This window comes from Candidatus Neomarinimicrobiota bacterium (assembly GCA_018647265.1).
GTDB lineage: Bacteria > Fidelibacterota > Marinisomatia > Marinisomatales > TCS55 > TCS55.
This window is the reverse complement of record JABGTK010000002.1, coordinates 1-8,241: the sequence shown is the minus strand read 5'-3', so window position 1 is coordinate 8,241 and position 8,241 is coordinate 1. Positions and strand designations below refer to the sequence as shown.

Annotated in this window: 9 protein-coding genes; 5 read left to right on the top strand and 4 right to left on the bottom strand. The window is 40.1% G+C overall.

The genetic code is table 11. The features are described from left to right. From HN459_00060 to HN459_00050, 3 genes are all read right to left on the bottom strand, one after another. Positions 1-1,249, bottom strand: a 1,249-nt coding sequence (locus HN459_00060; protein MBT3477834.1) for a dicarboxylate/amino acid:cation symporter, incomplete at its 3' end; no start/stop codon positions are given. A 25-nt stretch (positions 1,250-1,274) separates the two neighbouring features. Further along, positions 1,275-1,484 carry a hypothetical protein gene (locus tag HN459_00055; GenBank protein MBT3477833.1) on the bottom strand — a complete coding sequence of 70 codons (210 nt, stop codon included), beginning with the start codon at positions 1,482-1,484 and terminating at the stop codon, positions 1,275-1,277. Then, positions 1,477-3,627 (bottom strand): thioredoxin domain-containing protein, encoded by a 2,151-nt coding sequence (locus HN459_00050; GenBank protein ID MBT3477832.1) that lies wholly within the window; start codon positions 3,625-3,627, stop codon positions 1,477-1,479. Before HN459_00050 ends, HN459_00055 begins: the two co-directional genes overlap by 8 nt. A gap of 72 nt (positions 3,628-3,699) precedes the next feature. On the opposite strand from HN459_00050, the gene HN459_00045 reads away from it, so the two are divergent. Beyond that, positions 3,700-5,130 carry a sodium:solute symporter family protein gene (locus HN459_00045; protein ID MBT3477831.1) on the top strand — a complete coding sequence of 477 codons (1,431 nt, stop codon included), beginning with the start codon at positions 3,700-3,702 and terminating at the stop codon, positions 5,128-5,130. Here HN459_00045 and HN459_00040 read toward each other — a convergent pair. Beyond that, on the bottom strand, positions 5,127-5,744 hold the full coding sequence (locus HN459_00040; GenBank protein ID MBT3477830.1) for a GNAT family N-acetyltransferase: 618 nt from the start codon (positions 5,742-5,744) through the stop codon (positions 5,127-5,129). The two genes, HN459_00045 and HN459_00040, sit on opposite strands and share 4 nt — an antisense overlap. Before the next feature lie 83 nt (positions 5,745-5,827). Here HN459_00040 and pyrF point away from each other — a divergent pair, with 83 nt between their 5' ends. The 4 genes from pyrF to HN459_00020 form a co-directional block, all read left to right on the top strand. Continuing rightward, positions 5,828-6,628 carry an orotidine-5'-phosphate decarboxylase gene (pyrF, locus tag HN459_00035; protein MBT3477829.1) on the top strand — a complete coding sequence of 267 codons (801 nt, stop codon included), beginning with the start codon at positions 5,828-5,830 and terminating at the stop codon, positions 6,626-6,628. Beyond that, positions 6,621-7,199 (top strand): orotate phosphoribosyltransferase, encoded by a 579-nt coding sequence (locus tag HN459_00030; protein ID MBT3477828.1) that lies wholly within the window; start codon positions 6,621-6,623, stop codon positions 7,197-7,199. The genes pyrF and HN459_00030 overlap by 8 nt, the downstream gene beginning before the upstream one ends. Positions 7,200-7,237: 38 nt before the next feature. Continuing rightward, entirely contained in the window at positions 7,238-7,825 is a 588-nt protein-coding gene (locus HN459_00025; GenBank protein MBT3477827.1) for a peptidylprolyl isomerase, read from the top strand. Further along, on the top strand, positions 7,826-8,241 hold a 416-nt coding region (locus HN459_00020), incomplete at its 3' end, for a hypothetical protein (GenBank protein MBT3477826.1).

Sequence of the window (8,241 nt, the reverse complement as noted above, 5' to 3'; positions counted from 1 at the left end):
CCGCCACCGCCACACTAGCATCACCGGTTACATTTGTAACCGTCCGCATCATATCTAAAATTCTATCTACACCCAAGATAAGGGCGATCCCTGCGCTGGGTACACCAATTGCTTCCAAGATGATTACCAACATAATAATGCCTGCGCCAGGAACAGCAGCAGTCCCGATTGAGGCCAATACAGCTGTTAGGACAATTGTCAATTGAGCGCCAATTGAAAGATCCATACCCAACGTTTGAGCGATAAAAACAGCAGCGACAGCTTGGTAAAGGGCAGTGCCATCCATATTAATTGTTGCGCCGAGCGGAAGAACAAAGGATGAGACTTCTTCTGGAACACCCAATTCATCTTCGCAACATTCCATTGTTACAGGTAAAGTGGCACCACTGGAACTGGTGGAAAATGCCAATAGTTGGGCGGGAGCAATCCCTTTGTAGAATTTTTTTAATGACATTTTTGAAAACATTTTAAGTACTGCCGTATAGGTAATCAGCATTTGAAGAATCAAACCAATTATCACTGCCAACATATAAAATCCTAGGGCACCCAGTAATTCTATCACATTATTGAGATTATCTCCGGCAACGGTGGTAATGGTATCGGCAATGAGTGCAAACACGCCAATGGGGGCCATAAGCATAATATTATCTACTAGTTTGATAACAAGTTCATTTATGCCTTCCATAAAATCCAAGACCGGTTTTGCTTTATCTTTGGGAATTTGAATTAGAGCGATGCCAAAAATGATCGCCACAAAAACAACTTGAAGCATATTCCTGTTATTGGAAGCAGAACTAAAAAAATTGCTGGGCACCATATCTACGATTGGTTGAAGTTTGCTACGGTCTTTTACTTGTTCTGCTGCATCCAATTTCCCTGATGCAGCCGTTTGATAAGTCTCTTGAAGTTTTACTTTCATATCTTCTGGAACTGTTTCACCCGGTTGTAAAATATTTACAGCAATCAGTCCAATAGTAACAGCGATGGCGGTGGTTGCAATGTAAATAGTGATTGTTTTGCCGCCTATTCGTGAAAGTTTTTTTAAGTCCGATAAAGAGGCAACACCTGTGATTAAAGACGACAAGACCAAAGGGACAGCAATCAATTTCAATAGATTTATAAATATTTTTCCAAAAGGAGCGATCCATTCGCTAGTGAATCCACCCCATCCCTGTGAAGCAGCGAGGACGCCAAAAATAAGTCCGAGGACTAGTCCAATAATAATTTTCCAGTGTAATTCTAGTTTCATGATTCCTCTAGTTAGTTTGTTTTAATTATGAATCTTTTGGGGATTCGCTGTCTTTTTTGATTTCAGTATATTTTTTAAAGTACGCATCTCCGGCCGATGAAAAAAAGCCCAATAGTTTATTTTTCTTACCGCCTTTTTCGTCAACTTTATTAATAACAGAATGGGTAGCCGTGTCCATTAAATCCTGAATATGGGCGAACAATTCACCAATCCGTCGTGATAGTGGTTTATTCATGAATGAACTTAAACGCCTGATCAATGTCAGTTGTGGGAATTTTACAGGCAAAATCCTGACATACGTAAAATGTTGTTTTATTGTTAATAGTCTCTTGAGTGCTAGTCCATTTGGCCAATGTTGAAAGTTGACGTTTTGTGTCATCAGTATTTTTAAACAGAAGTACTTTAGTCGGATTGTACTCTGATTTAACCCGGTTTAAGGCAGCAACCGTTACTGGGTCACTTCCCGATCCTACAATAACAATTTCTTTTGGGTGATTTGATTCAAATAAAAAGGCGGTAATCATGGATATAAATCCTGTTGGTGCTTGGTTAATCTCATTTGAAAATACTTTAAATGTTTTATCCGCCATTTCAGCCCATTTTACCTCTCCAGTGAGGCGTGTTAATTTGAGCAAATTCATAGTCGCAATTGAATTTCCGGATGGTATTGCCCCGTCGTAACCGGTCATGGCACGGACGATTAATTTTTCTGTTTTATTACTGCCAAGGTAAAACCCGCCACTAGATTCATTCCAAAATTCGTCCACCATTATTTCATTCAGTTGAACGGCTTTCTCAAGATAATGAACATTGAATGTTGCTTCATAGAGTTCCAGTAATCCCCAGACTAAAAAGGCGTAATCATCCAAGTGAGCATCCAAGCCTGATTTACCTTTGCGGTAACGTTTCTTCAGGCGCCCTTTATCGTCGGTAAGATTTTTAAAGATAAACTGGGCACTTTTTTCAGCTATTTCTATATATTGTTTTGATTGAAATGCCACACCAGCTTTAGTGAAGGCGGCTATCATGAGCCCATTCCAGTCCGTGAGAATTTTATCATCTTTGATTGGATGGATTCGTTTTTCCCGAGCATCAAAAAGTTTTTCACGAATTGTAGATATTTTCTCTGCTTCCATTGAATTTGAAATGGGCGCATTTAAATGAAAAATATTCTTACCTGTAAATTGGCCAGTTGCTTCATCTTTAAAATTCCCGGAAGAGTCTAAATTGTAAATCCGGTGGAGGAACATTGCATCTTCTTCTCCTAAAAGTGATTTCAATTCTTCCATTGTCCATAAATAAAACAGCCCTTCTTCGCCTTCACTATCTGCATCTTCGGCGGAATAAAACCCACCACGGACATCGGTCATATCTCGTTGGACATAAGTTAAGATTTCTTCGGTTGTATTTTTATAATCTTGATTCCCCGTTACTTGGAACGCTTCAGTATAAGCCATGGCGAGCATCGCTTGATCATAAAGCATTTTTTCAAAGTGGGGCACTAACCATTCTTTATCTGTGGAATAACGATGAAAGCCAAAACCAACATGGTCAAAAATTCCTCCGAGCCTCATTTCTTGTAGAGTCTTCTCAACCATTTCAAGAGATGCTTTATCACCAATCATATGATGGTAACGAAGTAAGTATATTAAATTGTGAGGTGAAGGGAATTTTGGTTGTGTCCCAAAACCACCATGAATTTTATCATAACGACTTTCAAATTGAGAAAAGGCTTCATTTAAAATTGATTCATTTAAAGCATCACCCAATTCTTTTTTATTAGATTTTTGTAGAAATTCATTGATTCGATTGGCAGATTGGACCAATTCATCATGTTTGTTTTTCCATGCATCGGCGATTGAAGGAAGTAGTTCCATCATTCCTGGCCGGCCAAAGCGACCATTCTTTGGAAAATATGTTCCCGCAAAAAAGGGCTCTTTTTCTGGCGTCATTATAATTGTAAGTGGCCAACCGCCGCGCCCTGTCATGGCTTGGCATACGGACATATAAACATGATCGATTTCAGGCAGTTCTTCCCGATCTACTTTGATTGAAATAAAATTCTCATTCATCAGTTGGGCTACTTGTTCATCCTCGAATGATTCATGCTCCATCACATGGCACCAGTGACAGGTAGAATATCCAATGGAAAGAAAGATGGGTCGATTTAATTCAGCCGCTTTTTGAAATGCCTCTTCACCCCAAGGATACCAATCCACGGGATTATTTTTATGCTGAAGTAAATATGGGCTGGACTCTTTTGCCAGTCGATTCACGGTTTGTTCCTTTTGATTCAATTTGGTGGATTTAGGTTGACTCCAAATGGTTGAAATCAGCCCAACAGAAATTACGATTGAAATTATTTGTTTCGATATCATTGCTATTTGTTGGAAAAAGATAGGGTTGAAATTAATTTCACAGCCTCAAGTTAACCAAGTGAGAACAAATTCATGATACATTTATCCGTAATTCTCCTTTACCTGTTTACTTTGATCGGTATTGGAATGTACAAAGCTAGTAAAATTAAAACGCAATCGGACTTTGCTGTTGCAGGTCGATCGTTACCCCCCTGGGTTCTTGTTGGCACCATGCTGGCCACTTGGATGGGGACAGGGTCAATCCTAGGTAATGCAGGAAAAACCTATGATACAGGGATGGCGGCACTAATACTTCCCATTGGAAGTATTTTGGGCATTATTATCCTAACGCAAATTGCAGGGAAAGTTCGTGCCTTCGAAAAATTCACAGTTCCAGAAATTTTGGGTGATCGTTTTGGTCCCGGTGCGCGGATGCTTTCTGTTGTTGCTCTGGTAATTGCATATATGGTTATTGTCAGTTACCAATTCAATGCGGGCGGTGCAGTCCTAAATACTGTCCTCATGGATGAGACTGGTCATTCGTTAATCAGTATTGAAACAGGAACAATCATTGCGGCCGTCTTTATTATCGCCTATACTATGTTGGCGGGACTTGTGAGTGTGGCCTATACCGATGTGGCAAATGGAATAATTATCATTATTTCGTTCTTATTTGCAATTCCAATTTTTCTTTCCCAAGCAGGTGGCTTTGCAGGAATGGCTGCTTCATTCGAAGCCATGGGTAAATCGGAGCATATGAATTTTTGGGGTGTTTATTCTAGTATGGATTTACTGAATTTTTGTTTACCTCCATTTCTTTTGATTATGGGTGACGCCAATATGTACCAACGCTTCTTCGCTAGTAAAAGTGCAGAAGGCGCCAAGTCTGCGACAAAAGTATTGATTATTGCTGTCCTTGCAGCTGAACTGATGATTATTTTTTCAGCATGGGTAGCTTCCAGTATGATTCCTGACGCTGAAGTAGGGAAGTACGTATTGATCTATGCATCTGCTAAGTTTTTACCCACATTTTTAGGCGCCATGATGATGACAACCATTGTGGGTATCATTATTTCAACAGCAGATAGTTTCTTACTGGTTCCGGCCACAACACTTATGCGGGATGTGTATCTCAATTATATAAATCCAAATGCGAATGAAAAGAAAATCGTATTTCTCAGCCGGATGCTGGTTCTTGCTTTAGGGATTGTTGCTTACATCGTTTCGTTGGGATTTGCAAAATCATCAGGGTTTTTCGAAAGGGCACTATATGCCTATACTATTTACGGTGCAGCCATTACGCCCAGTTTGGTGGCGGCATTATTCTGGAAGGGAGCCACGAAAGAAGGGGCAGTTGCATCTATATTAACTGGAACGATCACAACCCTATTATGGAAAGAAGCAGTATTTATTCAGAATATTATTCCGGCGAATATATATAATAACATGGATGAAGTTTTACCCGCAATCACCCTATCTGTGGTATCGCTGGTTGTGGTGAGTTTGGCGACGAAAAAAGACTAAGTACGGGTAATTAAAGGCGGATTATTCTTCAAAGGCGAAGATTGGTCCGGCTCGAGATCTCGCCGATAATATTCAAATGTTTGACCGGTTCCCTGCCAGTTTTCAATACGGTTGATAATCTTAATATCACCGGTGAAGCGTGAAGAAATTCCATTAATTACATGGCCGGTAATATGCTCGATTTCTTCTCTTTTTTTGGCCCAACTGAGAAAAACACGTTTTAACATTTTCGCATACCCGTTCCCTTTGTATTCTGACTGAATCACGAAGGCATAAGTATAAAGCGTATTCTCTTTGCCGAAATTTTCATCCATCCGAGCCCAGGGCTCGTTGCTCAAAGCCTCAAGGGGGACACCAATAATATACCCAATTATTTCTTCACGATAACGGGCGATAAAAGGAAGAGAACCGGATTTATTAAAATATTTTTGGATCGTTGTTTTGGTTAAAATCACTTTTTCACCATATTCTTTTTCAAGTGATTTTGATATTTCGATCAATTGAGGATAATCTATTTCTCCTGCGTATTCCAATAATTCGATCTGAAAAACACCGCTGGATGCAATAACGTGAGATTTGGATTTTTGGGAAAGTGAAATAGAAAGTTTATCCATGGGGGACTAATTTAGAGGAAGAATATCAATTCTTGTACAATCCTTTTTCAGGTTCAGGTAATAAGAAGGTAAATTCCGCACTTATGAAAACATTTAATTCACGACTTTCAGCTAAAATTAGGCAAAAGAAAAGCCATCTATGTGTTGGGTTGGACATGAATCCTGAGGGGTTAGGTTCTCCTGGAACTACTCTGGATGCATTGAAAGCGCATGCTTTTAAGGTGATTGATGCTACCCAAGATCTGGTGGCTGCCTTCAAACCGAACTTAGCATTTTTTGAACGATGGGGAAGTGCCGGATTTAAATGGCTAGAAGAAACCATGGATCATTTCGGCGATGATGCTATTATTATTGGGGATGCAAAGCGGGGTGATATTGGCAATACGGCCAAACAATATGCCCATAGTTTATTTAATCATTTTGGATTTGATGCTGTAACCTTAAGTCCATATATGGGTGTTGATTCCATCGCGCCGTTTACAGAAAATTCAGAAAAAGGTGTTTTTATTCTTTGCAGGACATCTAATCCATCGGCGGTTGATCTGCAAACCCTGCCGATTGGAGACGAACTATTATTTGATAAAACAGCCCAACTTGCCGTTGAATGGAATATGAATGATAATGTTGGATTGGTCGTTGGCGCAACAGCACCGGAAGAAATCAGCCGAATTAGAAATCATGCTCCAGAACTTCCATTTTTAATTCCCGGTATTGGTGCCCAAGGTGGTGATTTAGCCAATAGCATGATTGATGGAAATACAAATGGCGATGCAATAATCAATGTATCTAGAGGAATCAGTTTTGCTGGAGATTTGAGTGAAAAAGCAATTCGGAATGCGGCAAAGGATTATGTAAACAAAATGCGAGAATTAATGAATGAATAGTAAATATTATTTAGATATTTTTAGGAAAACCGGCGCTTTACTGGAGGGTCATTTCGTCCTCACCTCAGGGAGGCACAGTCCATCCTATTTTCAATGTGCCAAGGTGCTTCAATATCCTGAACATCTCAGTTTATTCTCTCAAAAAATTGCGAATCATTTTAGTGATTTCAATATTGATACAGTAATATCCCCGGCAGTAGGCGGTATTGTGATAGGAACTGATGTAGGTCGTGCAATGAGAAAACGCACCATTTTTGCCGAACGAGAAAATGGCGCAATGACCCTTCGCCGTGGATTTGAAATTGCTCCCGGTGAAAAAGTGTTGGTTGTAGAAGATGTGATTACAACAGGTGGGTCTGTAAAAGAAGTGATGGATGTGGTTGTGGCATCCGGCGGTGAAGTGGTTGGTATAGCCGTAATAGTGGATCGCAGCAATGGGGAAGTAGTATTGCACCGAAACCAATTCTCATTGGTGCCCATGGAAGTTTTAAGTTTTGAGGAAAATGAAATTCCGGAATCGCTGGCGGTAATACCAACTTCGAAACCGGGCAGCAGGAGTTTAAATAAGTGAAAAAAATAATCAGTTTAATATTCATTGGAGTTCTATTCATGAGTTGTGAAAAAGAAAAAGATGTAGCAGTAATATCCACGCAATTTGGTGATATGGTTGTGGAGTTTTCTCCAGAAGTGGCACCGATGCATGTAGATAATTTTAAGATTTTAGCCAAAGAAGGATACTTTGATGGAACCACATTCCATCGGATTATACCCGGATTTATGATCCAGGGTGGTGACCCAAATTCAAAAGATAACGATCGGATGAATGACGGCACTGGCGGACGGGCTGGAAAATTCTTCGGTATTGGTCGGGAAGATGACCCTAATTCGTGGTTGGTTCCTGGTGAATTCAACGAGAATCTCCATCTAAAAGGAACATTATCAATGGCACGTACTCGTGATCCTGATAGTGCGTCGAGCCAATTCTTTATTTGTCATGCTCCCCAACCAGGGTTGGATAGACAATATACCGTTTTTGGTCAAGTGATTTCAGGAATAGAAATCATTGACAAGATTGCAAGTGTAAATACACCTAAACGTGAAAATAGAATGTATCAAGGACCCGACGGCGATAATCCTTTTGAAAAAGTTGAAATGACCGTAAAGATCATGAAACGAAGTGAAGCAATAAAGGACTAAATGTCTCGGCCAAAAATAGGCCTTGCTTTAGGGGGCGGGGGTGCGAGAGGTGCGGCACATATTGGCGCCCTACAAGTACTGCATGAAAACAAAATTCCCATTCACCAAATTGCCGGAACAAGCTCCGGTTCGGTGGTAGGTGCCATGTATGCTGCCACCCTTGATCCTAGTTGGGTTGAGAACCGATTCCGGGAATTTATTATAAGTGATCAATTTAAGGCGTTAGGAACAGATCGACTTACCGGTAAACCTTTTTCATCAAATTCTGCTTTTAATCAAATTGCAAAAAAATTGAAGGATCAAGTGGTGTTGGCCATGTCATTGCATCGCAATTCGATTATTAAAAAAAGTCGCTTGAAGGATGCATTTGATTTTTTAATCCCTGTAAAATCTTTCGAAGAATTACAGATTCCTCT

Bases quoted from the DNA above. Each gene is read 5' to 3' on its own strand.
- HN459_00055 (MBT3477833.1), bottom strand. From the start codon at position 1,484: ATGAATAAACCACTATCACGACGGATTGGTGAATTGTTCGCCCATATT.
- HN459_00050 (MBT3477832.1), bottom strand. From the start codon at position 3,627: ATGATATCGAAACAAATAATTTCAATCGTAATTTCTGTTGGGCTGATT.
- HN459_00045 (MBT3477831.1), top strand. From the start codon at position 3,700: ATGATACATTTATCCGTAATTCTCCTTTACCTGTTTACTTTGATCGGT.
- HN459_00040 (MBT3477830.1), bottom strand. From the start codon at position 5,744: ATGGATAAACTTTCTATTTCACTTTCCCAAAAATCCAAATCTCACGTT.
- pyrF (MBT3477829.1), top strand. From the start codon at position 5,828: ATGAAAACATTTAATTCACGACTTTCAGCTAAAATTAGGCAAAAGAAA.
- HN459_00030 (MBT3477828.1), top strand. From the start codon at position 6,621: ATGAATAGTAAATATTATTTAGATATTTTTAGGAAAACCGGCGCTTTA.
- HN459_00025 (MBT3477827.1), top strand. From the start codon at position 7,238: ATGAGTTGTGAAAAAGAAAAAGATGTAGCAGTAATATCCACGCAATTT.